Source organism: Streptomyces sp. VRA16 Mangrove soil (genome assembly GCF_017377775.1).
GTDB lineage: Bacteria > Actinomycetota > Actinomycetes > Streptomycetales > Streptomycetaceae > Streptomyces.
The window spans coordinates 22,889-46,485 of the sequence record NZ_JAFVLN010000019.1; the positions used below are offsets into that span (position 1 = coordinate 22,889).

28 protein-coding genes are annotated in these 23,597 nt (G+C 71.6%); 4 read left to right on the top strand and 24 right to left on the bottom strand.

Annotated features, from left to right (window positions below; all coding sequences use genetic code 11):
• Nucleotides 1–139 precede the first annotated feature (139 nt).
• The gene (locus J3486_RS36250; protein WP_207828063.1) at nt 140–4,120 is read left to right on the top strand and encodes a PAS domain-containing protein; all 3,981 of its coding nucleotides are present in this window, start codon (nt 140–142) and stop codon (nt 4,118–4,120) included.
• A 125-nt stretch (nt 4,121–4,245) separates the two neighbouring features.
• Here the strand turns inward: J3486_RS36250 and J3486_RS36255 are convergent, their stop codons facing one another.
• The 9 genes from J3486_RS36255 to J3486_RS36295 form a co-directional block, all read right to left on the bottom strand.
• Nucleotides 4,246–5,898: a long-chain fatty acid--CoA ligase gene (locus J3486_RS36255; RefSeq protein WP_207828064.1), complete on the bottom strand. Its 1,653-nt coding sequence runs from the start codon at nt 5,896–5,898 to the stop codon at nt 4,246–4,248.
• 122 nt (nt 5,899–6,020) lie between these two features.
• The gene (locus J3486_RS36260; protein WP_207828065.1) at nt 6,021–6,680 is read right to left on the bottom strand and encodes a SigE family RNA polymerase sigma factor; all 660 of its coding nucleotides are present in this window, start codon (nt 6,678–6,680) and stop codon (nt 6,021–6,023) included.
• 173 nt (nt 6,681–6,853) lie between these two features.
• Complete coding sequence (locus J3486_RS36265; protein WP_207828066.1) at nt 6,854–7,735, bottom strand: DUF1906 domain-containing protein; 882 nt, start codon at nt 7,733–7,735, stop codon at nt 6,854–6,856.
• A 52-nt stretch (nt 7,736–7,787) separates the two neighbouring features.
• Nucleotides 7,788–8,954: a lipid-transfer protein gene (locus tag J3486_RS36270; RefSeq protein WP_207828067.1), complete on the bottom strand. Its 1,167-nt coding sequence runs from the start codon at nt 8,952–8,954 to the stop codon at nt 7,788–7,790.
• Entirely contained in the window at nt 8,951–9,376 is a 426-nt protein-coding gene (locus J3486_RS36275) for a MaoC family dehydratase (RefSeq protein ID WP_207828068.1), read from the bottom strand. The genes J3486_RS36270 and J3486_RS36275 overlap by 4 nt, the downstream gene beginning before the upstream one ends.
• A complete protein-coding gene (locus tag J3486_RS36280) occupies nt 9,373–10,443 on the bottom strand; it encodes an acyl-CoA dehydrogenase family protein (RefSeq protein ID WP_207828069.1) in 1,071 nt (356 codons plus the stop codon). Before J3486_RS36280 ends, J3486_RS36275 begins: the two co-directional genes overlap by 4 nt.
• Nucleotide 10,444: 1 nt before the next feature.
• Nucleotides 10,445–11,446 (bottom strand): bifunctional MaoC family dehydratase N-terminal/OB-fold nucleic acid binding domain-containing protein, encoded by a 1,002-nt coding sequence (locus tag J3486_RS36285; RefSeq protein ID WP_207828070.1) that lies wholly within the window; start codon nt 11,444–11,446, stop codon nt 10,445–10,447.
• Nucleotides 11,443–12,639, bottom strand: a complete 1,197-nt coding sequence (locus J3486_RS36290) for an acyl-CoA dehydrogenase family protein (RefSeq protein WP_207828071.1) — start codon at nt 12,637–12,639, stop codon at nt 11,443–11,445. Before J3486_RS36290 ends, J3486_RS36285 begins: the two co-directional genes overlap by 4 nt.
• Before the next feature lie 191 nt (nt 12,640–12,830).
• Entirely contained in the window at nt 12,831–13,142 is a 312-nt protein-coding gene (locus J3486_RS36295; protein ID WP_207828072.1) for a hypothetical protein, read from the bottom strand.
• Nucleotides 13,143–13,510: 368 nt separating this feature from the next.
• Here J3486_RS36295 and J3486_RS36300 point away from each other — a divergent pair, with 368 nt between their 5' ends.
• Nucleotides 13,511–14,422, top strand: a complete 912-nt coding sequence (locus J3486_RS36300; RefSeq protein ID WP_229379179.1) for a bifunctional DNA primase/polymerase — start codon at nt 13,511–13,513, stop codon at nt 14,420–14,422.
• 180 nt (nt 14,423–14,602) lie between these two features.
• On the opposite strand, the gene J3486_RS36305 is transcribed toward J3486_RS36300, so the two are convergent.
• The 15 genes from J3486_RS36305 to J3486_RS36370 all read right to left on the bottom strand — a co-directional run bounded on the left by J3486_RS36305 (nt 14,603) and on the right by J3486_RS36370 (nt 21,870).
• Nucleotides 14,603–15,781 carry a site-specific integrase gene (locus J3486_RS36305; RefSeq protein ID WP_207828073.1) on the bottom strand — a complete coding sequence of 393 codons (1,179 nt, stop codon included), beginning with the start codon at nt 15,779–15,781 and terminating at the stop codon, nt 14,603–14,605.
• Nucleotides 15,781–15,981, bottom strand: a complete 201-nt coding sequence (locus J3486_RS36310) for an excisionase family DNA-binding protein (protein ID WP_207828074.1) — start codon at nt 15,979–15,981, stop codon at nt 15,781–15,783. Before J3486_RS36310 ends, J3486_RS36305 begins: the two co-directional genes overlap by 1 nt.
• Before the next feature lie 2 nt (nt 15,982–15,983).
• On the bottom strand, nt 15,984–17,378 hold the full coding sequence (repSA, locus tag J3486_RS36315) for a replication initiator protein RepSA (RefSeq protein ID WP_207828075.1): 1,395 nt from the start codon (nt 17,376–17,378) through the stop codon (nt 15,984–15,986).
• Nucleotides 17,379–17,380: 2 nt separating this feature from the next.
• Nucleotides 17,381–17,575 (bottom strand): hypothetical protein, encoded by a 195-nt coding sequence (locus J3486_RS44495; RefSeq protein ID WP_229379180.1) that lies wholly within the window; start codon nt 17,573–17,575, stop codon nt 17,381–17,383.
• Entirely contained in the window at nt 17,568–17,786 is a 219-nt protein-coding gene (locus J3486_RS36320; protein ID WP_207828076.1) for a hypothetical protein, read from the bottom strand. Before J3486_RS36320 ends, J3486_RS44495 begins: the two co-directional genes overlap by 8 nt.
• A gap of 23 nt (nt 17,787–17,809) precedes the next feature.
• On the bottom strand, nt 17,810–17,998 hold the full coding sequence (locus J3486_RS36325; RefSeq protein ID WP_207828077.1) for a hypothetical protein: 189 nt from the start codon (nt 17,996–17,998) through the stop codon (nt 17,810–17,812).
• Between the two features lie 92 nt (nt 17,999–18,090).
• A complete protein-coding gene (locus tag J3486_RS36330; protein WP_207828078.1) occupies nt 18,091–18,273 on the bottom strand; it encodes a hypothetical protein in 183 nt (60 codons plus the stop codon).
• Between the two features lie 2 nt (nt 18,274–18,275).
• Complete coding sequence (locus J3486_RS36335) at nt 18,276–18,599, bottom strand: SpdD-like protein (RefSeq protein WP_207828079.1); 324 nt, start codon at nt 18,597–18,599, stop codon at nt 18,276–18,278.
• Nucleotides 18,600–18,624: 25 nt separating this feature from the next.
• Nucleotides 18,625–18,780 (bottom strand): hypothetical protein, encoded by a 156-nt coding sequence (locus tag J3486_RS36340; RefSeq protein ID WP_207828080.1) that lies wholly within the window; start codon nt 18,778–18,780, stop codon nt 18,625–18,627.
• 8 nt (nt 18,781–18,788) lie between these two features.
• Nucleotides 18,789–18,977, bottom strand: coding sequence for a mobile element transfer protein (locus tag J3486_RS36345; RefSeq protein ID WP_207828081.1), 189 nt, complete (start codon nt 18,975–18,977; stop codon nt 18,789–18,791).
• 20 nt (nt 18,978–18,997) lie between these two features.
• Nucleotides 18,998–19,672 (bottom strand): DUF2637 domain-containing protein, encoded by a 675-nt coding sequence (locus tag J3486_RS36350; protein ID WP_207828082.1) that lies wholly within the window; start codon nt 19,670–19,672, stop codon nt 18,998–19,000.
• Nucleotides 19,673–19,744: 72 nt separating this feature from the next.
• Entirely contained in the window at nt 19,745–19,912 is a 168-nt protein-coding gene (locus tag J3486_RS36355) for a hypothetical protein (RefSeq protein ID WP_207828083.1), read from the bottom strand.
• 5 nt (nt 19,913–19,917) lie between these two features.
• A complete protein-coding gene (locus J3486_RS36360; RefSeq protein ID WP_207828084.1) occupies nt 19,918–20,112 on the bottom strand; it encodes a hypothetical protein in 195 nt (64 codons plus the stop codon).
• Nucleotides 20,113–20,197: 85 nt separating this feature from the next.
• Nucleotides 20,198–21,538 carry an FtsK/SpoIIIE domain-containing protein gene (locus tag J3486_RS36365; RefSeq protein WP_207828085.1) on the bottom strand — a complete coding sequence of 447 codons (1,341 nt, stop codon included), beginning with the start codon at nt 21,536–21,538 and terminating at the stop codon, nt 20,198–20,200.
• Between the two features lie 2 nt (nt 21,539–21,540).
• The gene (locus J3486_RS36370) at nt 21,541–21,870 is read right to left on the bottom strand and encodes a hypothetical protein (RefSeq protein WP_207828086.1); all 330 of its coding nucleotides are present in this window, start codon (nt 21,868–21,870) and stop codon (nt 21,541–21,543) included.
• A gap of 156 nt (nt 21,871–22,026) precedes the next feature.
• Here J3486_RS36370 and J3486_RS36375 point away from each other — a divergent pair, with 156 nt between their 5' ends.
• Both J3486_RS36375 and J3486_RS36380 read left to right on the top strand, forming a co-directional pair.
• A complete protein-coding gene (locus J3486_RS36375; RefSeq protein WP_207828087.1) occupies nt 22,027–22,347 on the top strand; it encodes a putative quinol monooxygenase in 321 nt (106 codons plus the stop codon).
• On the top strand, nt 22,344–23,582 hold the full coding sequence (locus J3486_RS36380) for a helix-turn-helix domain-containing protein (RefSeq protein ID WP_207828088.1): 1,239 nt from the start codon (nt 22,344–22,346) through the stop codon (nt 23,580–23,582). Before J3486_RS36375 ends, J3486_RS36380 begins: the two co-directional genes overlap by 4 nt.
• Nucleotides 23,583–23,597: the final 15 nt, after the last annotated feature.

Sequence of the window (23,597 nt, forward strand, 5' to 3'; positions counted from 1 at the left end):
GGGCTCCCTCTCATCCGGGGTCGCGAGCGCAACCGGTGCCCGTAGACTCCCTCCCGTGACACGTTGTGCGCCGCGCGGCAAGATGGCCGAGTCGGTCAGCACGTCGCGGTAAAGCGGTAATCAGGGAGGAAGCGTCGTCGTGAGCAGCAGGCCATCCCGAGGCGCTGCTCGCCTCGCAGCCATACTCGATGCGCTCCCGGACGCATTGGTGCTGGTCAACACCAACGGGACCGTCGTCAACGCCAATTCGATCGCCCTCGAGGCCTTCGAGGCGCCGGGCACGGCGCTCGTGGGTCGCGGACTGCTGGATCTGCTGCCGGAGTTCGACTCCCGGCTGATCCCGGGCTCGATGCGCCGCCCCGACACGGTCACCGACGAGCGCGGGCGCACCAAGCCGACGCGGATGGTCGCCCGCCGCACCGACGGCAGCGAGTTCCCCGTCGAGGTCACCAGCGCCAATCTCGCCGACGGTGCGCGGGACGCCGTGGACCCGTACGGCAGCGGGGGCGGTGGCTACAGCGGGGCCGAGCTGTTGATGCTGGTCGTGCGTGATCTGTCGGGCACGGTCGACACCGAGGCCGAGCTGGCGCGTTCCCAGCGGCAGACCGAGATGATTCTGCGGGCCGCCTCGGAAGGTGTCGTCGGGACGGACACCGACGGGCGGATCGTGCTCGTCAATCCCGCCGCGGCGCAGATCCTCGGGTTCCGGGCCAGTGACCTGGGCGGCCAGGAGCTGCACGGGCTCGTGCTGCACTCGCGGGCCGACGGTGAGCCGTTCCCGTACGAGGAGTCGCCGCTCGCCGACACCCTGCGCTCCGGGCGCAAGCACCGGGTGCGCGGGCAGGTCCTGTGGGCCAAGAGCGGCGAGAAGCTGCCCGTCGACATGACGACGGCGCCGGTGCGCGACGGTGACCAACTGGTCGGCGCCGTGATGACCTTCACCGACCGCCGCCCCTACGACAAGCTGGTCGACGAGCACGCCGCGGAGATCGCCCGGCGCGACGAGGCCGCCGAGCAGGAGCGTGCCGAGCGGGACGCCGAGCTCACGCGGGTCCGCGACGAGCTGGCCGCCGAACTCGCCGAGACGCGCGAGCAGCACACCGAGGAGCTGGCCGCCGAGCGTGAGCGCGGCGCCGCCTTCGCCGAGCGCGAGAAGGACCGGTTCGAGGCCCTGGCCGCGCGGCACTCGCAGCTGCTCGCCGTGCTCGGGCAGTCGCTGCGCGGCCCCCTTGAGGAGCTGCGCCGCGAGCTGGGCCAGCTCGCCGCCGACGACGCGGGCCAGCTGTGGCCCGAGGCCAACCAGGTACTGCACCACCTGGCCGCCGGCTACTCGCGGATGACGACGCTCGTCGACAACGTGCTCGCCTATCAGACGCTGGACGAGGGCGGCAGCGCGCTCGCCCGGACGAACGTGATGCTGGACGCCGTCGTGGCCGCCGGTGTCGACGGGGCCGTCGAGCTGATCGGGCCGGGCCGCGTGCAGTTCGCCGTGCACGCGCCGCCGATCGAGGCCGAGGTGGACGCCGGCCGGCTCGCCACCGCTCTCGCGCACCTGATCGCCGACGTCGCGGGGATCGACGCGACCGGCAACGCGCGCGTGCCCGCTCCGGGCGCCGGTTACATCGACAACACCGTGGTGGTCGCCGCCGCGCAGCGCGGCGACAGCGTGCGCATCGAGGTGCGCGGGCCGTACTCCGGGGGCGACCCGGTGCACGAGCCGATCGTCCGCGGCATCGTGCGGGCGCACGGCGGTGTGCTGCAGACGCACGAGGTGCCGGGGATGAGCGGCAGCGCGTACGTCCTCGAAGTGCCGATCGGCACCGGCGCCGGGGCGGTTCCCGCGGCTCCGGCCGAGATCGTCGAGGCTGTGGAGCCGCCCGCGGCCGAGGCCGCGCCGAGCGTGCCCCCGCAGGCCAACGCGACCACGGGCGGCGGGCGGCGGCGGGCGCGCCGGGCCTCGGGGCCCTCGGTCGACTCGTTCCTGGAGAGCGGGCTGCCCGGCGAGGCCGCGGCCGCCGCCGCTTCCGGGGGCACCGGGCGGCGCCGCGGACGGCGTGCCGCAGAGGAGAACCCGGACACGGGAGCCGCCGAGCTGCCCGCCGCCGTCGACGAGGGGCCGCAGGACGGGCCCCCGGCCGCCAGTGGCACCGGACGGCGCCGGGCGCGGCCCGCGTCGACCGGCACGGCCGCCGAGGGCTCCGTGGTGACCGCCGCCGAACACGCGGCGGGCTCCCCGGCGTTGGGCGACACCGTGCCGCCGCAGGGCGTGCCCGCGCCGACCGGCCGCAGGGCCCGGCGTGCCGAGCCCCAGGAGCAGCCCGCGCTGCCCGCGCTGCCGTCGGCCGCCGCACCCGGTGAGCAGGGCCAGGGCAGCGAGCTGGAGCTCGCGGGCGCCTCGGCGCAGCCGTCGGGACGGCGGGCACGGCGTGCGCTCGGTGCCGCGCAGGCCACGGCTCCGGGCGCACCCGCGGAGCAGGCGGGACCGCGCGAGGCGTTCGCGCTGCCGCCCGCGCAGGCCGACCGCGCCCCGCGGGCCACCGAGCCGCAGGCGCAGCCCGGCCCCGGCGACGTACAGGCACAGAACCCGCAGGCCCCGCAGAACCCGCAGGCCCCACAGAATTCGGAGCACCCGCGCAGCAACGCGCAGCCGCAGAGCGCCCAGGCCGCGCAGGACGAGCAGCAGGGTGACACCGGCGCGCAGCCGCAGCCGCGGCCCGACGAGCAGCAGCACGCCTCGGCGGAGCACGACGCGACGCAGGACCACACCCCGCCGCAGCCGCATCCGGCGCAGAGCACGCCCGCGCAGGGCACGCCCACGCCGACGGGACAGCCGTCCCGGCCGCGCGCGGCCCAGCCGCTGCCGGCCGAGGCCCCGCAGGGTCCGGCCGCGCCGACGGGCGACACGAACTCGACGCAGGGCCGCGCGTTCAGCGTGCGCACCCTGGGCCAGGGCGTGCCGTTCGGGCGGCAGATCGCCCAGCAGCAGAGCGGGCAGCAGGTTCCGCCGCGGCCCGGCGCGACGCCCGCGCAGGGCGTGCCGCAGCCGCAGGAGGGCCAGTCGCTCGGCGGGCAGTCACTCGGTGGGCAGTCACTCGGTTCGGGGCGGCGGCGCAAGCTGTCCAACCGGCAGGGGCAGCCGGAGGCCGGTGCCTCCGCGCAGACCCCGGCGCAGGGCACCCCGGCCCCGGGGGCGACGGGCGCCCGTCCGCACCCGCAGCCGCAGCCCGCGCCCCAGCCGCCGTTGATGGCGTCGATGAACGCGTCCGAGGGCGGCGGCCGGGCCTACGCGATAGGAGCTCCCGACCAGGACGCGGACGAGGGCCCCGAGCCGCTCGACGGTCCGGGCGGTGCGGTCGAGGTCGCCAACCGGCCGCAGCCGCTGCCGATGGACGACGAGCTGCCGCCGGAGCCGCTGGACAACCCGCGCCGCCTCCTGGTGTGGCCCGCGCCGGACGTGACGACGCAGCAGGCGTTGAGCGACCGCGGCTACCGCCCGGTGACCGTGCACTCCCGCGAGGAGGTCGACGCGCAGATCGCGGCGTTCCCCGCCGCGCTCTTCGTCGACCCGCTGACCGGACCGATCACCCGCACCGCGCTGCAGTCGCTGCGCCAGGCAGCCGTCGCCGCCGAGGTGCCGGTCCTGGTGACCGCGGGCCTGGGACAGGCGGCGCGCGAGGCCGCGTACGGGGCCGACCCGGCCGTGCTCCTGAAGGCGCTCGCGCCGCGCGACAGCGAGCAGCACCCGCCGCGCGTCCTGCTGATCGAGGAGCACGAGGAGATCGCGCTCGCGCTCACCGCGACCCTTGAGCGGCGCGGGATGCAGGTCGCGCGGGCCGCGACCGACGCGGACGCGGTGACGCTCGCGGCGCAGATGCGGCCGAACCTGGTGGTCATGGATCTGCTCCAGGTGCGCCGTCGCCGCGCGGGCATCATCGACTGGCTGCGTGCGAACGGGCAGTTGAACCGCACGCCGCTCGTCGTCTACACCGCCGCCGTGGACAACGCCGACCTGCCGCGGCTCGCGGCGGGGGAGACGGTGCTGTTCCTCGCGGAGCGCTCGACGAGCAGCGAGGTGCAGGGGCGGATCGTGGACCTGCTGGCGAAGATCGGCACCAACTAGCGTCGACCGGATCAACTGACAGGAAGGGGCGGCCCGTTCGGGCCGCCCCTTCCTGTTTCACGTGAAACACGTCTTCACGGCAAACGCGTCTTCACAGCAAACGCGTCTTCACGGCAAACGCGGCATCAGAGCTTGGTGACGTCCAGCTCGCCGTCCGCGTACTGCTTGCGCAGCACCTTCTTGTCGAACTTGCCGACGCTGGTCTTCGGGACGGCGGGGATGATCGTCCAGCGCTCGGGCAGCTGCCACTTGGCGACCTTCTCGGCGAGGAACGCGCGCAGCGTCTCGAAGTCGGCGCTCGCGCCCTCCTTCAGCACGACGGTGGCGAGCGGCCGCTCGCCCCACTTGTCGTCGGGCACGGCGACGACGGCGGCCTCGGCGACATCGGGGTGGGACATCAGCGCGTTCTCCAGGTCGACGCTGGAGATCCACTCGCCGCCGGACTTGATGACGTCCTTGGCGCGGTCGGTGAGGGTCAGGAAGCCGTCGGGGCTGATGGTGCCGACGTCGCCGGTCTTGAGCCAGCCGTCCTCGCTGAACTTGTCCTCGGGGCGCAGCGGTTCGCCGTCGGAGCCGCCGTAGTAGGCGCCCGCGATCCAGTTGCCACGCACCTCCAGCTCGCCCGCGGACTCGCCGTCCCAGGGCAGGATCTCGCCGCCGGGTCCGCTCAGGCGCGCCTCGACACCGGCCGGGAAGCGGCCCTGGGTGAGGCGGTAGGCGAACTCCTCGTCGCTGCCCGGCTCGACGTGGGCCGGGGGACGGGCGACGGTGCCCAGGGGGGACGTCTCCGTCATGCCCCAGGCGTGGCAGACGCGCATGCCCAGCTCGTCGAACGCCTTCATCAGCGACGGCGGACAGGCCGCGCCGCCGATGGTGACCTGGGTGAGGGAGGAGACGTCGCGGGGCTTGGCGCGCAGCTCGGCGAGCAGGCCCTGCCAGATGGTGGGGACGGCGGCGGCGTGCGTGGGCCGCTCGGTCTCGATCATCTCGGCGAGCGGCGCGGGCTGCAGGAACCGGTCCGGCATCAGCATGTTCACGCCGGTCATGAAGGTGGCGTGCGGCAGTCCCCAGGCGTTGACGTGGAACTGGGGCACGACGACGAGTGAGGTGTCGGCGTCCGTGAGCCCCATCGACTCGGTCATGTTGACCTGCATGGAGTGCAGGTAGATGGAGCGGTGCGAGTAGACGACACCCTTGGGGTCGCCGGTGGTGCCGGAGGTATAGCACATGGCGGCGGCCTGGCGTTCGTCCAGCTCCGGCCAGTCGTACGCGGTCGGCTTCCCGGCGATGAGGTCCTCGTACTCGTGGACCTGGGCGCGGGCGCCGTCGAGCACGGAGCGGTCGCCCGGGCCCGAGACGACGATGTGCTCGACCGTGGGGAGCCCCGGCAGCAAGGGGGCGAGCAGCGGCAGCAGCGAACCGTTGACGATGATCACGCGGTCGGCGGCGTGGTTCACGATCCACGTCAGCTGGTCGGCCGGAAGCCGCAGGTTGAGGGTGTGCAGCACGGCGCCCATGCAGGGGATGGCGAAGTACGCCTCGACATGGACGGCGTTGTTCCACATCAGCGTCGCCACCCGGTCGTCCCGCTGGACGCCGAGATCGTCGCGCAGGGCATGCGCCAGCTGAGCGGAGCGTGCCCCGGCCTCGGCGAACGTACGGCGGTGCGGCTCGCCCTCGCCCGTCCAGGTCGTGATCTGCGAGGCGCCGTGCACGCGCACCCCGTGATTCAGAATGCGGGTCACGGTCAGCGGTACGTCCTGCATCGTGCTCAGCACGGCGTCCTCCCGGTGGGCGCTACGGAGCAGTAGGGTTCCGCCGATTCTCACCGCATACCGCGCGGTATGTCACTACCTCCGGGAATGATCGATCACCGCGTGCCGCCCTGGCTCCGTTGAGGTCAGGCGTGCGAGGGGCGCAGCTCCGGGTCCTCGCGCAGCTTGCCGAGCGCCCGAGACACCGCGCTCTTGACCGTGCCGATGGAGACGCCGAGCACCTCGGCCGTCTGGGCCTCGCTCAGATCCTCGTAGTAGCGCAGCACGACCATCGCCCGCTGCCGCGCGGGCAGCTTCTTGATGGCGCGCCACATGGCGTCGTGCAGCGCCTGCTGCTCGGCCGGGTCCCCCGCGGGCACCACCGGCGGCTCGGGCAGCTCGTCGCAGACGAACTCGTCGACCTTGCGCTTGCGCCACTGCGACGTGCGTGTGTTCAGCAGGGCCCTGCGCACATAGCCGTCGAGGGCCCGGTGGTCCTCGATCCGGTCCCACGCGACGTACGTCTTCGTGAGCGCGGTCTGCAGCAGGTCCTCGGCGTCGCACGGGTTCGCGGTCAGCGACCGTGCGGTGCGCAGCAGCACGGGCTGACGGGCCCGCACGTAGGAGGCGAACGACGGATACGAGGGATGCGCGGCGTGCGCCGGACGCGCGGCATGGGCCCCGGTGCGCGCTCCCGCGGGGTTCGCGGTGCGGGCTCCCGCGGGGTTCGCGGTGCGGGCTCCGGTGCGGGTACGCGTCGCCGGCTCCGGTGCGCTGGGGCAGACAGACGCCAGGGTTGCGGTCATGGATCCACGCTATGAGCGCACCCTCCTCCCAGGGATCGGCCGGAGGTCCCGAAGCGACGTCCGCCTCAGGTTGTAGGAGGGGTGGTAACCCCACCTCCTGAAGGTGGAGGAGGGGATGAGGGCCCCTGAGGGTTCGGCCCTGAGAACCCCGCCGCGCGGGTACCCCGCACGGCTCAGCGGATGCGTGCCACCGGCGCGTGCACCAGGTTCTTGTCGATCACCAGGGTGCGCCCGCCGTGCCGCTCCTTCACATTGCCCGCGAACTGGTGGATGCGGCGCTCCGGGTGCCACGCGGCCCGCCTCAGCGCGGGCTCCCGGTCCAGGCGGGGCCTGGTGTGCCAGCGCGCGAACCACATCACCGACGGCAGGTCCGGCACCCCGGCCCGCCGGGCCGCCTCCATGTGCCGCACCCCCGAACCGGCGCTGCTGTAGAAGCCGGGCACATAGCCGTGCCGGCGCACCTCCTTGTCCCAGCCCCGCACGAAGGACAGCGTCCGGTGCGCGCAGCCCTCCTTGCCGGGCTTGCCGTAGGCGTAGGCCTCCATGTCGAGGTAGAGCGGGCTGCTCGGCCGGATGCCGAGCGCCCCGGCCCTGCGCGCCGCGTCCCGCCCCTCCCGCACGCCCTGCCGCCACGGCTTCCGCCCGATCTCCAGGCCCTTCTTGTGGCGGGCGCCGACGCAGGGCGACTGCGATCCCACGTACACCGGCAGCACCCGCCACCCCATCCGGTCCACCGCGCGCAGCCAGCCGTGGCTCAGGTTCCGCTGGTGGCGGCAGAACCGGCCGCGGCCGCCGTAGTAGACGCCCACCGCGCGATAGGCGGACCTCTTCCAGCGCCGCATCGTGTCCCGCGGTGGCGCCTGACAGATGTCGAAGGCCCAGCCGCGGAAGGTGCGCACCGGGGCGCTCCAGGGCGCGGATCCGGCCGCCCCCGCCACCGCCCGTCCCGCCACCGCCGCCCGTCCCGACGCCGTGGCCTCGGGCAGGCCGCCGCCGGGCCCCGCCAGGAGCACCAGGAACACCACAAGTCCCATGATCACTTTTTGTCGGTACATGGGCCGAGTGAAGGGGCCTCGTGTGCGCCGGGGCCGGGGACACGCGCCCGGTTCAGCCGTCCGACCCCAGAATCAGACCCGATGTGGGGACCCCGGTGCCCGCCGTGACGAGCGCCGTCACCGCGCCGGGTATCTGGTTCACCGCCGAGCCGCGCACCTGGCGCACGCCCTCCGCTATCCCGTTCATCCCGTGCAGATACGCCTCCCCGAGCTGTCCGCCGTGGGTGTTGAGCGGCAGCCGCTCCTCGGCGACGAAACCGGCCGCCTCCCCGGCCCCGCAGAACCCGAACTCCTCCAGCTGCATCAGCACGAACGGCGAGAAGTGGTCGTAGAGGATCCCCACGTCGATGTCGTCCGGGCCCATCCCGGCCGAGCGCCACAACTGCCGTGCCACGACGCCCATTTCGGGCAGCCCCGTCAGATCGTCCCGGTAGAAGCTGGTCATCTGCTCCTGCCCGCGCCCCGCGCCCTGCGCCGCCGCCCTGATCACGACGGGCGGGTGCGGCAGATCGCGGGCCCGCTCCACGCTCGTCACCACGATCGCCTGCCCGCCGTCGGTCTCCTGGCAGCAGTCGAGCAGCCGCAGCGGCTCCACGATCCAGCGGGACGCTGCGTGGTCGGCGAGCGTGATCGGCTTACCGTAGAAGTAGGCCGCCGGGTTCGTCGCCGCGTACTTGCGGTCCACGACGGCGACATGGCCGAACGCCTCGGGGGTCAGCCCGTACGCGTGCAGATAGCGCTGCGCCGTCATCGCCACCCAGGACGCCGGGGTGAGCAGCCCGAACGGCAGCGACCAGCCGAGCGCCGCGCCCTCCGCCGACGGCTCCCGGTGCTGCACGCCCGAGCCGAAGCGCCGGCCGGACCGCTCGTTGAACGCCCGGTAGCACACCACGACTTCGGCCACCCCGCTCGCCACCGCGAGAGCCGCCTGCTGCACGGTCCCGCAGGCCGCGCCGCCCCCGTAGTGCACCCGCGAGAAGAAGGACAGCTCGCCCATGCCCGCGGCCTGCGCCACGGTGATCTCCGGGCTGGTGTCCATGGTGAACGTGACCATGCCGTCGACGTCGCCCGGTGTGAGCCCCGCGTCGTCGAGGGCCGCGTGCACCGCCTCCACCGCCAGCTTCAGCTCGCTGCGGCCCGAGTCCTTGGAGAACTCGGTGGCACCGATCCCGGCGATCGCCGCCCGCCCGCCCAGGGAGTCCCTGTTCCGTACGCTCATGACGACTCCCCCACGCCCGCGGCGGCCGGGACCGTGACGGTGACCGTGCCGGTCACGTGGTTCCCGAGCCCGTTCCTGCCCACGATCCGCACCTGCGCCGTGTCCCCGCCGCCGGCCGCGTCCGTCTCCACGTCGACGATCTCCCCGCTCAACACCAGGGTGTCGCCCGGGTAGTTGGGCGCGCCCAGCCGTATCGCGACCTTGCGCAGCACGGCGTGCGGGCCGAAGTGGTCGGTGATGTAGCGGCCCACCAGACCGTTCGTCGTCAGGATGTTCATGAAGATGTCGGGGGAGCCCTTCTGCCGGGCCAGCTCCGCGTCGTGGTGCACGTCCTGGTAGTCCCGGGACGCGATCGCACCGGCGACGATCAGCGTCCGCGTCACCGGGATCTCCAGCGGTGCCAGCTCCTCACCCGCCTTCATGCCACCTCACCTCCAGCCGCGATCACATCGCCCAGTTCCGCCAGGATCTCGGGGGCCGCGCCGAAAAGGCCGTCGAGCTGACGCCCCCACAGAAAGTGCCGGTGCACGGGATGCTCCAGATCGGCGCCCATGCCGCCGTGCAGATGCTGGCCCGTGTGCACCACGCGCCGACCGGCCTCGCAGGCCCACCAGGCCGCGGTCAGCGCATGTCCGTCGTACGCGAGCCCCTCGTCGCGCCGCCAGGCCGCCTCGTACGCGGTGACCCGGATCGCCTCGACGTCCATATGGGCCTCCGCGGCGCGGAGTTGGACGCCCTGCTTGGCCGCGAGCGGGCGGCCGAACTGCTCCCGCTCGTTCGTGTACGCCACGGCCCGGTGCAGCGAGCCCGCGCAGACCCCGGCCTGCAGTCCGGCGAACGCGGTGCGCGCCGCCGCGAGGACGTCCCCGTACGCGCCGGGGCCGCCGATCCGCTCCGCCGGCGCGCCGTCGAGCACCAGCCGCCCCGCCGACCAGGGCGCGGTCAGCTCGACCGGCTCGCACCGCACGTCGGCCGCTTTCACCATCCACAGGCTGTGGACAACTTTTCCGGATCCCGGATGCTCGCGCACCGCCACCAGGACGTGCGTGGCGTCCCGCAGCCAGGGCACCCACGGCACGGCCCCGCTCAGCCGCGCCCGCCCGGTCGTGTCCGCGGCAGCCACCATGATCCCCGTACGGGCAGGAAACGCCCCCGCCGCCACGGCCGAACCGTCCCTGAACCCCGGCAGCAGCCGCTCGCGCTGCTCCTGTGTGCCGTGCGCGGCCACCGCGAGCAGCCCGAACACACAGCTCGCCGCGAACGGCACCTGCGCCGTCGTCCTGCCCTGCTCCTCCAGCATCAGGACCAGGCCGAGCAGCCCGGTCTCCTCCACGGCGCCGGCCAGGCCCGCGTCGCCCAGCGCCTTCCACAGCTCGGCGTCCGTACCGCCGCCGAGGCCCGCGAGCCGCTCCGGTGTGGACAGGTCGCCGAAGATCCGCGCGGCCAGCTCACGCGCCGCGTCCTGCTCGGCCGTGGGAGTGAAGTCCATGTCAGCCCTCGCCTCCCCCGACGGAGCCGTCGACGACGCGGAACACGGGCAGCTCCAACTCCTCGTCCGCCCGCAGGAACTCGAGTCGCACCGGCAGCCCGATCCGCACCTTGTCGTACGGCACCCCGACCACGTTGCTGACCATCCGCACGCCTTCCGCGAGCTCGATCAGGCCGACCGCGTAGGGCCCCGCCGCGTCAGCGGCATCATCGGACACCGTGAAGGCGGGGAAGGACGGGTGGTGCATGACGACGTAGCTGAACACCGTGCCCTCGCCGCTCGCCTCGACGGTGTCCCACTCCTGGCCTCCGCACCCGTTGCACCCCGGCAGCCAGGGGAAGCGCAGCGTCCCGCACCCCGTGCAGCGCTGGATGAGCAGGCGGTGCTCGGCGACGCCGTCCCAGAACCCGGCGTTGTCCCGGTTCACCACGGGCCGCGGACGCAGCTTCCCGGGCGCCGCGCCCGGCTTCTTCGCACCACCACGCGCGGGCGCGTACTTACCGCGCGCAGGCGCGTACTTGAGGATCCGGAACTTGTGCGTCCCCGCCAGCTGCCCGTCCACCCTGACGTCCATCCGCGTCGTGACGAAGTGCCCCGTGCCCAGCTTCGTCGTCTTCAGCGGCGACACCGACTCGATCACCGAGTCGTACGTGATCACGTCACCGGGCCGCAGCGGCCGCAGATACTCCTGCTCGCAGTCGGTGGCGACGACCGAGGTGAACCCCGCCCCGTCGAGCAGCGCGAACAGCTCGTCATGGGCCGGTGAGCGCCCCTCGTACCCGGACAGGCCGCCCATCGTCCAGGCCTGAAGCATCGTCGGCGGCGCTGTCGCGTCCGGGCCCTCGTACGCGGGACTGGTGTCGCCCATCGCCTCGCACCAGTGCCGGATCATCGGCGCGTTGACCGGGTCCTTGCCCTCGGCCGCGGTCGCCGCGATCCGCCCCTCGAACGTCTTCAACTCCCCGTACACATCCGCGTGTCCGCTCTCGGTGACGCTCTTCACCGCTTCCCCCGCTTCATCCCGAGCCGCATGGTGGCCACGATCTCCCGCTGCACCTCGCTCACCCCGCCGCCGAACGTGTTGATCTGCGCCGCCCGGTTCATCCGCTCCAACTCCCCGTCCCCCACGGCGAGATCACCGCCCCCCGCCCCGAACGCCCCCGGCGATCCGGCCCGCACCCACCCGGCTTCGCCCGCTATCTGCTGACACAGTCGATACGTCTCGACCGCGGATTCCGTTCCCGCGAACTTCACCCCGCTGGCGTCCCCGGGGGCCGGCCCGCCCGCCCCCACATCCCCCACCAAACGCCAGTTGAGCAGGCGCGTTGCCGCCAGCCGGGCATGCGCCTCGGCCAGTGCGGAACGAATCCAAGGCGCGTCAATGCGCCGCTCGCCTGTCACCGGATCGGGTGTACGGGCGGCGGCGAGCACGGCCTCGTAGAAATCCTCGGCCTGCATCCCGATCGCGGCGAGCGCGACCCGCTCGTGATTGAGCTGATTGGTGATCAGCCCCCAGCCGCCGTGGAGTTCACCGACCAGGTTCGAGGCGGGGACGCGGATGCCGTCGTAGTACGTGGCCGTCGTGGTCAGCCCGCCGACGGTCTCGATCGGGGTCCACGAGAACCCGGGCGCGTCCGTCGGCACCAGGATGATCGAGATGCCCTGGTGCCTGGGCGCCTCCGGGTCGGTGCGGCAGGCGAGCCAGATCCAGTCGGCGTTCTGCGCGTTCGACGTGAAGACCTTCTGCCCGTCGATCAGCCAGGCGCCGCTCGCCTCGTCCCGCACCGCGCGCGTGCGCAGCGACGCGAGATCGGTGCCCGCCGACGGCTCGCTGTAGCCGATCGCGAAGACGACGTCGCCGCTGAGGATGCGCGGCAGGAAGTACTTCTTCTGCTCCTCGGTGCCGTACTTCATCAGCGTGGGACCCACGGTGTTCAGCGTGACCATGGAGACCGGCGCGCCCGCGCGGTAAGCCTCGTCGAAGAAGACGAACTGCTCGTCGGGGCCGCGCCCCTGCCCGCCGTGCTCCACGGGCCAGCCGAGGCCGAGCAGCCCTTCGGCGCCGATGCGGCGCAGCACCCTGCGCTGCGCCGCCGGGTCGTCGGCGGCGGGCGGGCCCTGCGGCATCAACGTACGGAAGCGTTCGCGGAGTCGGCCGCGCAGCTCGCGCTGGCGGTCGGTGGGGGCGAGGTGCACGGCGGCGGCCCTCCAGGGGACTGACCTCGGAGCGACAAGGGTTTCTGACTGTCCGTCAGATACCGGTGGGTGTCAAGAGATCGGGCACGCCGCGCACCCCCGGGAAAACGCCTGCGCGGCGGTGCCGGAGCACCGCCGCGCAGACTGTCACACACCCCAAGAAGGACTCCCGGCTCGCAGGAGCCGGGACCTCACCACAGCTCGGTGAAGTTCACCGCGATGTTCTCGTTGGACTGGTCGATCGCCGTGAAGGCCGAGCCGTTCACCTGAGCCGTGTTGCTCTGGTTCGAGGCGCCGCTGCCCACGGCCTGCTGCTGCGTGGTGGACGAGTTTCCGTTGTTGTCGTGCCCGACACCACTGCCGCTGACCGTCGCCACGCCCGCGTTCGATCCGTTGTCCGCGAACGAGCCGTTGTCGGCCATCGCCACCCCTGAGAAGAGGGCGGCGGCCAGGGGCAGGGCGGCGACGGCGGCGATGACGCGGGCGGTACGGATGGAAGCCATGTCTATTCCTCCAGAAGGAAGTACGCACGGGAGCTCGGACGGGGGTCCGGCATCCCAGGAAGTACGGGTTGCACCAAGGCAGTTGGCCGACCGCCTCAGCGATGTTCACGACGTCGCGAGACCAGAGTTGCCCACCGAATCCCCGGCGAACCACCCCAGAAGCCTCTCTTCACACGCAAGCGTGAGGACAAGTCGATAAACATGCTTCACGCCCACAAAACCGCAGCTCAGCCGCGAACCCGCTACTTCGGACGATCACGCCCCAGCCCTCCCATACGGTGAAGCGTTTCAGCACATTTTTGGTAAATCGGCACCCCGTTCGGAGCAGCCCCCTTCCCTCTTTCGAACACTCGTACGAAAATGAGGGCATGGCCACCACCGATCGGAACCCCGCCCGCCGCACGCACGCCGGACCGTCCTCGCCCTCCGCGCCCCTCGCGACCCTGGCTCTCGCGCACGCCCTCTCCGCGGCCGAGCGCGGGCTCGCCGTGATCCCGCTGTCGCGCACCAAGCTCCCGGCGCTGCCCTCCCCGCACCGCGACGACCCTCCGTCGGCGCCCCGCTGCCACGGCGAATGCGGGCTGCCGGGTCATGGCGTGTACGACGCGACGACCGACCCGCGCCGGATCCGCGCCCTGTTCGCCGCGGCGCCCAGGGCCACCGGGTACGGGATCGCGTGCGGGCTTGCGCCGCACCACCTGATCGGCGTCGACCTGGACACCAAGACCGGGACCGACTCCTCCGCCGCGCTGCGCGAGCTGGCCTTACGGCATCTGTTCACGATCCCGGAGACGGTGGTCGTGGCCACCCCGAGCGGCGGCCGCCACCTGTGGCTGTCCGGTCCGCCGGACGTCGTCGTGCCCAACTCGGCGGGCCGGCTCGCCCCCGGCATCGACATCCGCGGCGCGGGCGGCTACCTGGTGGGCCCCGGCTCACGCACCGAGCACGGCGTCTACAGCACGGTGCCCGGCACCGCGCACCTGCCGCCCGCGCCGTGCCCGCCCACGCTGCTGCGGCTGCTCACGCCCCCGCCCCGGCCGCACCACCCCGGGCCCGGCCCGAGCGGCCAACACGGCGCAGGGCTCGTGCAGTTCGTGCTCGGCGCCCACGAGGGGCAGCGCAACACCCGTCTCTTCTGGGCGGCCTGCCGCGCCTACGAGAACGGGCTCGGTGACACCCTCGCCGACGCCCTGACCGACGCCGCGGTCCGCACCGGCCTCTCCGAACGCGAGGCCCGCTCCACGATCGCCTCGGCGGCCCGCCTCACGGCCGGCGCCTGAACACGTCGCCCGGGATCTCCCGATCCCCGGCCCCCGTGAACGGCCGAGAGCCCCCGGCCGGGGTCCGGCCGGGGGCTCTCGACTATGCGGTGGGTGTGGGATTTGAACCCACGGTGACTCTCGCCACGACGGTTTTCAAGATCTCTCGCCGATCATGGGCGGTGGGATCTCCGCCGCAGGTCAGACAGGTACGAGAGCCCCGGAGGACCCGTCGTCATCGTCGTCGTGCCCGCTACGTGCCCCCGGTTCATGATCGTGCCCGCTCATCCAGGAGTCCGACGCTTCGGCCACCTGATCATCACGACCGGCAACCGGCCGGGCGTAGTGCCGGGTGGTGACGCTCGCGTTCGAGTGCCCGAGCCGATGCGCGGCGGTCATGACGCCGTACTTGTCGGCGACCCAGGTTCCATGCGAGGCCCGGAGATCATGCGGGGTCACGTCGGTCAGGCCAGCCGCCGACACGGCAGGGTCGAAGTACGCCTTGCGCCACTGGTTGTAGCGCAGGGGCTTGCCCGCAGGCGTGGTGAAGAGGAGCGCGTCATCCCCGCCGGGGAGGGTTTCCAGGTACTTCCCGAGCCGCTTGGCGAGGGTCGGGCCGACGCGGATCAGCCGCTTCTGGTGCGACTTCGGGGTGTCGAAGACCAGTTTGCCGTTCGCTTCGGCGAGGTTCTCATCCACGAGAACGAAGCCGCCGGCTGCGTCGATGTCGACGCGGCGGAGGGCGAACGCCTCACCGACGCGCAGGCCCGCGTACGCGAGGAGCGCGATCAGCAGGTCATGGGGCTCGGCCGCGCTCCGCACCACCCGGGACGCTTCGAGCGGGGTCAGGATGTGCGGCTCGGTCTGGGGCATTCGCGGGAGCTTCACACTCCGGCATGGCGTCACCGGGATCATGTCGTTGTCGACGGCGGACTGCGTGATCTGCGAGAGCACTCGGTATGCCTGCCGGATGCGGGACGCGCTGAGCCCCTTGGTCCGCATCGAGCCGACCCATTCCGTGACCGTGATGGGCCGCAGGCTCGACAGCTCCCGGTCGCCGAGTGCCGGATTGATCAGGGAGTTGATCAGAGACCGGTACGTGGCTTGGGTCTTGTGCTTGAGCTGCGGGGAGACCGCGGCCAGCCAGCGCGCCGACCAATCGCGTACCGTCGTCTGCCCTTCGGCGGGGTCGAGCCACCGGCCGTCTTCGATCTCGATGCGCTTCTTGTCGAGCCACCGACCGGCGTCCGTCGTCGTGGCGAACGTGCGGTCCGCGGGGCGGAGCACGCCGTCAGGGCCCGGATAGCGCGCTTGGAAGCGACCGGAGGGCAGCTTGCGGATACGGCCGAAGTTCCGGCGGGACTTGCGCTTTCCAGCCATTACGCGGCCCTCCGGTAGGTCACGGCGACCGGCTCCACGGTGTGCTCCGTGATGAAGGACGCCAGGGCCCCTTCCGGGATTCGAACGTGCCGACCGACCTTCACGAAGGTGATGCGCCGCTCCTCGATGAGCCGGCGCGGGAACCGGACTCCGGTACCGAGCGCTTCGGCGGCTTGCTGCACGGTCAACAGACGTTCCATCGTCACCACGCCTCCCCTTCGATCAGTGCGTCGGTGGTGCGTTCTTCGCGGGCGGCCTCTCGGTTTTGCTCGATGTCGCGGCGGATGATGGCGGCGAGCCAGGATTCGCCGGGGGTGTGGCCGTGACCGGCGTAGGTCCAGTGGGCGAGCGTGAGCGTCGTCGCCTCGGGACTGTCGTCCGGGTCAGGCAGGCCCAAGGAAGCGCGTTGCTGGGCGGCGCGGTAGTCGGCACGGACCTGCCTCAAGGCGCCGAGGGTCGTCGAGTAGCGACGGGATTTCGTGGAGAAGTGACCGCGGAAGCCGAGCATGTGGGCCCAGTCGCGGAGCTTGCGATCCGGGTAGTCGGCGTGCAGGTCCATGCATGCCTCGATGAGCCGGCGCGGGTGGTCGGGCACGTCGAGGAGGACGAGGGCTTCCCTGTTGCCGACGCGGCGGTCGACGGTGCCGGTCGTCTCGGCTGCCTTCGTGGCGTATTTGGCGACGTAGGAGGCAACGGCCTGTTCGGTGACCTCTGCCCCGTCGTCGAACGCCTTGATGGGGCGGACGTCGAGTTGGGTGCCCCAGCGCAGGACCCGGGCCGGGTGTTCGCCGACGGGCGGGACATCGACTTGGGCGCGGGCGGCGGCGGCCTGGATCGCGTCGGTGAGCAGGGCAACGCTGGCCCAGTGCGGGGGCGGGGTGTCGGGTCCTTCGGGTCCGTCGAAGCGGATCACGGCGTGGAAGTGCACGGCGCCGCGTTTTTGGTACTCAGCGACCTTGCCGAAGGACACCTTGGACTGCTCGCGGGCAGCCTTCTGGGTCAGGCCAGCGCGAGCGGCGATCTCACGGCGCAGATAGATCGTGAAGTAGCGCCAGAGTTCGGAGGCGTGGTTGTTCCACAGCACCGCGCCCGCGTAGTCGTAGGTGTTCGGGTCGAGCGGGGTGCCCAACGCGGGCGAGTCGTCCGGGTGTCGGGTGCCGCAGCGGCAAGGCCGGGTGCCAGGCCGGTTGTGGACGGGGCCGAAGCTGGGTGCAGTGAGGGTAGCGAAGACGCGGGGGTGATCGCGGATGGTGTGCGGGGTGCCCTTGTCCGGGTCGCCGACGAGGCCGGCGCGGATCAGGTGGTAGGTGTCACCCGCGTAGGTCCAGGCGCAGGCGGGGCAGCGCGAGGCGCGGCGGTTGCCGCACGCGATGCGGAGCTTGCCGCTCGGTTCGGCGTCGGTGGAGTAGCTGTAGAGGACCTGTCCGGTGGCGCGGTCGCGGGTGACGGTCGAGCCCTGGAGGTGGATGGGGTCGGTGCAGCCGCCGGTTCGGCGGATCTGGTCTTGGAGGCGGTCGAAGCCGGGGGACCCGGCGACCCTCAGCACGTCGGTGAGGGTCGCCGGGTCCAGGCCCGCCGCGATGACGGGAGCAGCCATCGTCACCGTCCTGTCTGGTTGTGGGCGGAGCCGTGGTTTGCTGTCCAGCCGTCGACCAGTGCCTTGACCTGCGCGTCACCCGTGGCGGTGGCGGAGGCGCCGCAGTGGCAGACCGCGGATCCGGTGGCGGGATCGGAGGGTGAGGGCTTGCTGACGTGCAGGCCCGGACGCTCAGACGTGGGAGTGAGATCAGACATCGGCCACCGCCGCGGACCGGTCAGCCAGGAGATCGGCGGCTGCGTTGGCGGCCTGCGCGAGTCCACGGAGGGATTCGGCTGCGTCGACATCGACGATGAACACGATGTCCATGTCTTGTCCGTCGCCGACACGGAGGCTGACGAAGGGGTCCCGCGCGTCGTGGTGGTCGCCGCCAAAGACGCGGATCACGTACTCGGTCTCAGTGGCCAAGTGCGCGTGCAGGGTTACGGAGTTCACGCCGCCACCTCGATCCGGGCGGTGCGTGCCGGTCGTGCGGTGCCGGTTCCGTGGCAGGCCGGGCAGTGGGCGGTGATGGTGCGCAGGTGTCCGCGGCGGTCGCGGCCGCCGAGGGTGACCTTGACGGAGGCGAAGCCGTCGCAGGCGGGGCAGATCCGTGCGCGGGCAGGGGTGAGCTGGGCCATGATGGGACTTCCCTTTCGGGTCCGTGGGATCTGGAGGGTGGAGCCGTCCGGGGCGGCGGATACTTGGCGGTAGAGGCCGCCCCGGGCGGCATTTAGAGCTCCGAGCGCTTGATGCCCGTGACCTTGCGGAAGATCTTGTAGTCCTGGTCCGTGGCGGTGCCGTCGCCGATCCGGTCGCGGATGGCGTTGAGCTCCTGGCTACCCCGACGCTTCTCCGCCTGGAGAGCGCGGTCCGCCTCGTAGTGGTCGACTTCCTGGCGCTTGAAGAAACCCATGGTCAGTGCTTCCTTTCGTGGTTGAGGATGGAGCGGATGACGAGTGCGGTGATCGCGAGCGAGCTGGCGGTAATGGCGACGGCGAGGAGCATGGAGACCAGCACGGCGCCGATGACGAGCACGGCCGCGGTGCCGCCGCCGACGAGCAGGGCGATCGAGCCGGGGGTGAGCTGCACCGTGGGCCTAGCGGATGTGGCCTGCGCCGGAGTGTGGCTCTGGCAGTGACAGGCAGTCGTGCCATGCGTGCTCTGGTCGACGATGCTTCCGCTCAGCGGGACGATCTCGCCGGTCGGTTGCTGATTCACTGGGATCTTGGGCGTGAGCACGGCCTGAACCTCCTTTCAGTAGTGGTCAGTTGATGAGGGAGTCGACGGCCGGACCGAGGAAGCTGCCGGCGATGAGGTAGCCGCCCAGCAGAAGCAGGATCACGAGCCACCACGGCGGGCGGGTGAGCTTGAGGCCCAGCACCCCGACGGCGAGCAGGGCGAGCCAGAGCGGGACGTCCACGAGGCCTCCTAGGCCGTGCAGCGGTGGGTGCGGGCGGCGAGTTCGGCGGCAGAGCGGTTGTTGTACTCGGTGGAGAAGTCGCAGCGCGGGGCGGTGCACGCGGCGGTGTGGCGGTCGCGTCCGCGTCCGTCGTAGAAACTGGCGACCTGGACGGGCCCGATCTTGCGGACGTCGCGGAAGCGTCGGTACTCGGTCATGACGCGTTCTTCCTTTCTGATCAGGTGAGTTGGAGATGGGCGGCGATGGCGTCGGCCATTGGGGCGGGCAGTCCCAGGCGAGCCCGCAGGGTCTCGGGGGCGATCGGGGTTCCTGTCGATGCCGCGTGGGTGTCGGCGATCTTTCGGGCGTGATCGAGCAAGGCCGGGGGGACAGCCGGGGTCTTCGGCGCCGGGGCAGGTTCCGGCGCGGCCGGGACCAACTCCGGTACCTCCGAGCCGGTTTCGTCTGGACGATGCACCTCGACTTCGGGCACGTCGGTCGGTTCGGCGACCGGCACGGGAGACGAGGCAGGTTCCGGCACGGGGGTCGGTTCAGTGGGTGAGTGGACCAAGAGCGTGCCGCCGAGGAACGCGAGCGCGGGCCAGCCGGCGACGAGGATGCCCAGCCAGGCCGGGACGTGCTTCAGGTCGAGGAGTCCGGCGGTGGCGATGTTGGCGCCGAGCGAGGCGAACAGCGCGATCAAGAACCAGGTCCAGGCCGAGCGGTCCCGGCGGGCGACGCGCAGCCGGCGCCAGGCGGCGACCAAGAGCAGGTCGACGGAGACGGGGTAGGCCCATGCCTTCCATCCGGTCTGTCCGGCTGCGGAGGCAAGGTCGTGCAGGTGGGCGAAGGACAGGGCCCCGGCGATCACGGCTTGGATGAGGACGGCGTCCGGGCGGATCGAGCGGCTCATGTCGGTCACCTCCTTCGGGCGTTGAGCCGGGAGCGGGCGGGGATCGGTGTCCGGCCGCCCGGCCCCGGCGGTTCAGTCGGTGGGCGCGTCGCCCGAGCCGAGGCAGGCCAGGCACATCCCGGTCTGCGCTCCGGCGACGCGGCGCTTGCGGCCGACGCGGACCGGGACGGAGACCTCTCCGGTGCCTTTGCAGGTGCGGCACGCGGCAGGCTTGGCCCCGGTCTTCTTCTTCGCCGCCACAGCGGTCAGCCGATCGGGCGGGGGTAGTCGTGGCCGGGCGGCGGGTACAGCGGGGTCTCCCCCGTGGCGTACAGCGAGATGATCAGCCCGTACGCGGTCACGTCGACGAACTCCGCGTCGGCGCCCGGGGTGTTGGCGTAATCGCTCAGATCGGAGATGAGGGCGGACGTGATGGCGAGGTCGGCGCAGGTCGGGCACATGGCGTCGGTCTCCTCTCGGATTCAGGCATGGGCGGGGTAGGGACCTGGCGCGAGGCGGTCACGCCAACCGGGTGGGGCGGGGAGGTCAGGGAGTCGCCGGCGCGTGCTTCGGCATCGGCGGGATGATCAGCGTCGGCGCCGGAACGGGCGTCGGCCGGAACGGGTCCAGGGCCGGAAGGTCCGGGGCCAGGTGGGCGAAGGCGCGGCAGGTGGCCACGGTGTCGGCCTCGCTGGTCTGCGGGGTGCGGATGCGGGCCCAGCCGCCGGAGGAGTCCGCCGCGACGGCCTGCCCGGGGCGATCGGCCGGGAGCAGCGAGGCGGCCGGTACCGCGTCCGGGGCGACGTCGTTCAGCCCCATCTCCGCCGTCTGTTTGTCGTTGACGCGGTGCACGACCCGGCCCGTGAGCTGGGCGCGGAGCATGGTCGCGCCCTTGCCGAGTTCGGAGCCGAAGCGCTGCCCGCAGATCTCCAAGTAGATGCCGACCGCGCGGGAGAGCTGGGCGAGCCGGATCAGTCCGGTCACGATGCGCTCGCGGCGGGCCTCGTCCGACTTGGAGGCGATCAGGAAGAGTTCCGCGATCTCGTCGACCAGGACCACGACGGGCGCCGGCCGCAGTTGCTCGGGCAGGGCCCACATGTCGGAGGCGCCGTGCTTGGCGAGCAGGTCGAAACGGTCCTCCATCTCCGCAACAAGGACGTCGATCAGCGAGGCGGCATCATCCGGGTTCGTCGCGAGAGCCGACAGACGATCGGCGTACCGGGACTGCTCGACACCGCGCTTGCAGTCGATCCCGACCAGGGCGACCGGCAGTTGAGCCAGCCCCTTGATCAGATTGCGCTGGTACATGGACTTGCCGGACTGGTTCGCACCCAGGGTCAGTGCGTGCGGCACCTTGCGGTAGTCCCGCTCGAAGGCCATCCCGTCATCGCGCAGCGCGACCGGCACCACCAGATCGTGAGGCTGGGCCTTGCGCGGCATCCGGACCCGGCGCAGGACGTCGTACCCGGTCATGCGCAGTTCGACGAAGCCCGGCTTGGTCGCCCTCACGTGCACCGAATGGACGCCCCAGGCGTGCCGCAGCCGCTCGGAGGCGGCCGCGATGTCGAGGGGCTCCAGGCCGGCGGGCAGCCGCAGCGTGACCCGGAGCCCGGTCGAGGTGGCGCGCACCCGGCGAACCTTCGGCGGAACCGGCTGCACCTCGGACCGGGCGAGGTTGCGGGCCATGAACGCCCGCAGACCCGACGGCCGCACCGTCAGCCCGCACACATCCATGGTGGCCCGGTACTGCGTGGCGAACCGGATCCGGGCGACCGGCAGACCCACCAACGTCCAGTACGCACGCGGCGCGCGAACCTTCGCGTAGCCGATACCGCCGGCGCCCGCTAAGACGCCCGCGCCCTCGAACCACATGGTCAGGTCAGCCATGATCAGGCCCCCGGGGTGAGCGCGATCGCGCGGAACGAGATCCCGTGACGCTTCTGGCCGTTGAACTCGTTCTCCCAGTCCCGGGCCTTGAGCCCGGTCACCGCGACCGGCATGCCCGGCGCGAGCCCGTCGGGGATGCCCGTCTCCGGGACGGTCACCTGGTAGAGGTTCCCCTCCCCCTCGTCCGAGACCAGCAGGCCCACGGTCGACAGCGGCGCGTTCGTCTCACGGTCGATGGCCCGCTCGCCCGTCGCCTTGTTCGCCAGCTTCGGCGCCGGCGCAGTGGCCACGAAGACCACGGCGGTCGAGAGGTCGATCTTGAAGGACGGCATGAACTTGCCTCCTGTACATGGGAGTTGGCCACCCGAACACGTCGAGTAGCAGCTTCACTACGAACGTACTCACAGTTTTTCTGCGAGTCAAGAGAAACTGCTACTCGCAGGAACTCTGAAGTCCTGAGAGACTGGCTGCGACTGAGAGGAGTGCACATGAGCGAGGGATTCGGCCTAGTAGTCCGCTTCACGCTGCACGACGAGGAGGCCGCTACGGCCTTCGACGCGTTGTGTGCGCGCACGCTTGAGGGGATCAAGGGCAACGAGCCGGGCACGCTCACCTATGTGACGCACACGCCCACCGACGAGCCGTTGGTGCGCGTGTTCTACGAGCTGTACGCCGACCGCGCCGCGTTCGACGCCCATGAGGCGCAGCCGCACACCAAGCACTTCCTGGCTGAGCGCGAGCAGTACCTTGCCGGTGTCGAGGTGACGTTCCTCGATGCGATCGCGGGGAAGGTGGCAGTTCAGCAGTGAGTTCCGAGGAGCGGCGCGTATTCGGCGCGAAGGTGGCCGACCTGCGTAAGCAGCGAGGTCTGACCCAGAGCGAGCTGGCGGCCGAGATCGGTCGAACGTCGAGCTGGCTGTCTCAAGTGGAGCGAGGCATCCAGCCGGTCAATCGCCTGGATGTGCTGCGCCTACTCGCGGATGGCTTGGGCGTGCCGCTCCAGGTTCTCCAGCCCGACGCCCCCGCGGCTGCTGAGCCGGAGCCAGCCGCGCACACCGAGACCAACGACCTTGATCAGGCCCGTCTGATCCTCTCCGGGCACCCAGCGGTGGACGTTCTCCTCACCCCCCGGGAAGACTTCCGCCCCACAGCCATGGAGGATCTCCGAGCTGCGGCAGAGCGCATCTGGGAACTGACGCACACGGACCAGTTCGCGGAACTGAGTGCTGCTCTCGGGCCGCTGCTGCCCCGGCTGGAACGAGCGACGAGGGTCGCCCCCGAGGAGTTCCGCAATGAGCTGCACTGGCTGAACGCCCGCACGTACCAGGCACTTGCGGCCGCCTTCGTCCGGCAGAACGAAGCTGACGCGGCATGGGTGGCCGCCGACCGCGCCATTCGCGAGGCGGAGCTTTCCGGCGAACCGCTCGGAGTTTTCGCAGGCATCTACCGCCTGTCCCACGCCTTCGTGCGACTGAAGCACCTTGACCAGGCAGAACACTCAACGACCCTGGCTGTGAACGCACTTCAGCGCTACGTCGAAGAGCACGAGCCGACGCCACAGCACCTTTCTGTGCTCGGTTCGCTGCATCTGATGCTCGCACTCATCCACGCACGAGCCGGCGAACGCACGACCGCGCGCACACAGATCAACAAGGCGCGGGAGGTCGCGGCTCAGCTCGGAGAGGATCGGAACGACTTCAACTTGGAGTTCGGCCCGACGAACGTGGAGATCCAGGCCGTGTCCACAGCCGTCGACCTGGGCGACGCCGGCGAAGCTCTCGACATCGGCGAGAACCTGGACGCAAGCAACCTGTCCGTGGAACGCCGAGCGCGGCTCCTCATGGATCTCGGACGAGCCCATGCACAGCGGCGGCACTTCGGCGACGCCCTGAGCTACCTGCTTGCCGCGGAGGAGTTGGCGCCGGAGATGATCCGGACGCACATCGCAGCACGAGACGTGATCAGGGAACTGATCCTCGTGGCCGGACGTGCGGCCTCCGACGATCTACGAGCACTCGCGGAACGCGCGGACGCCCTGGGCTGACCCGACGAAGGCGGA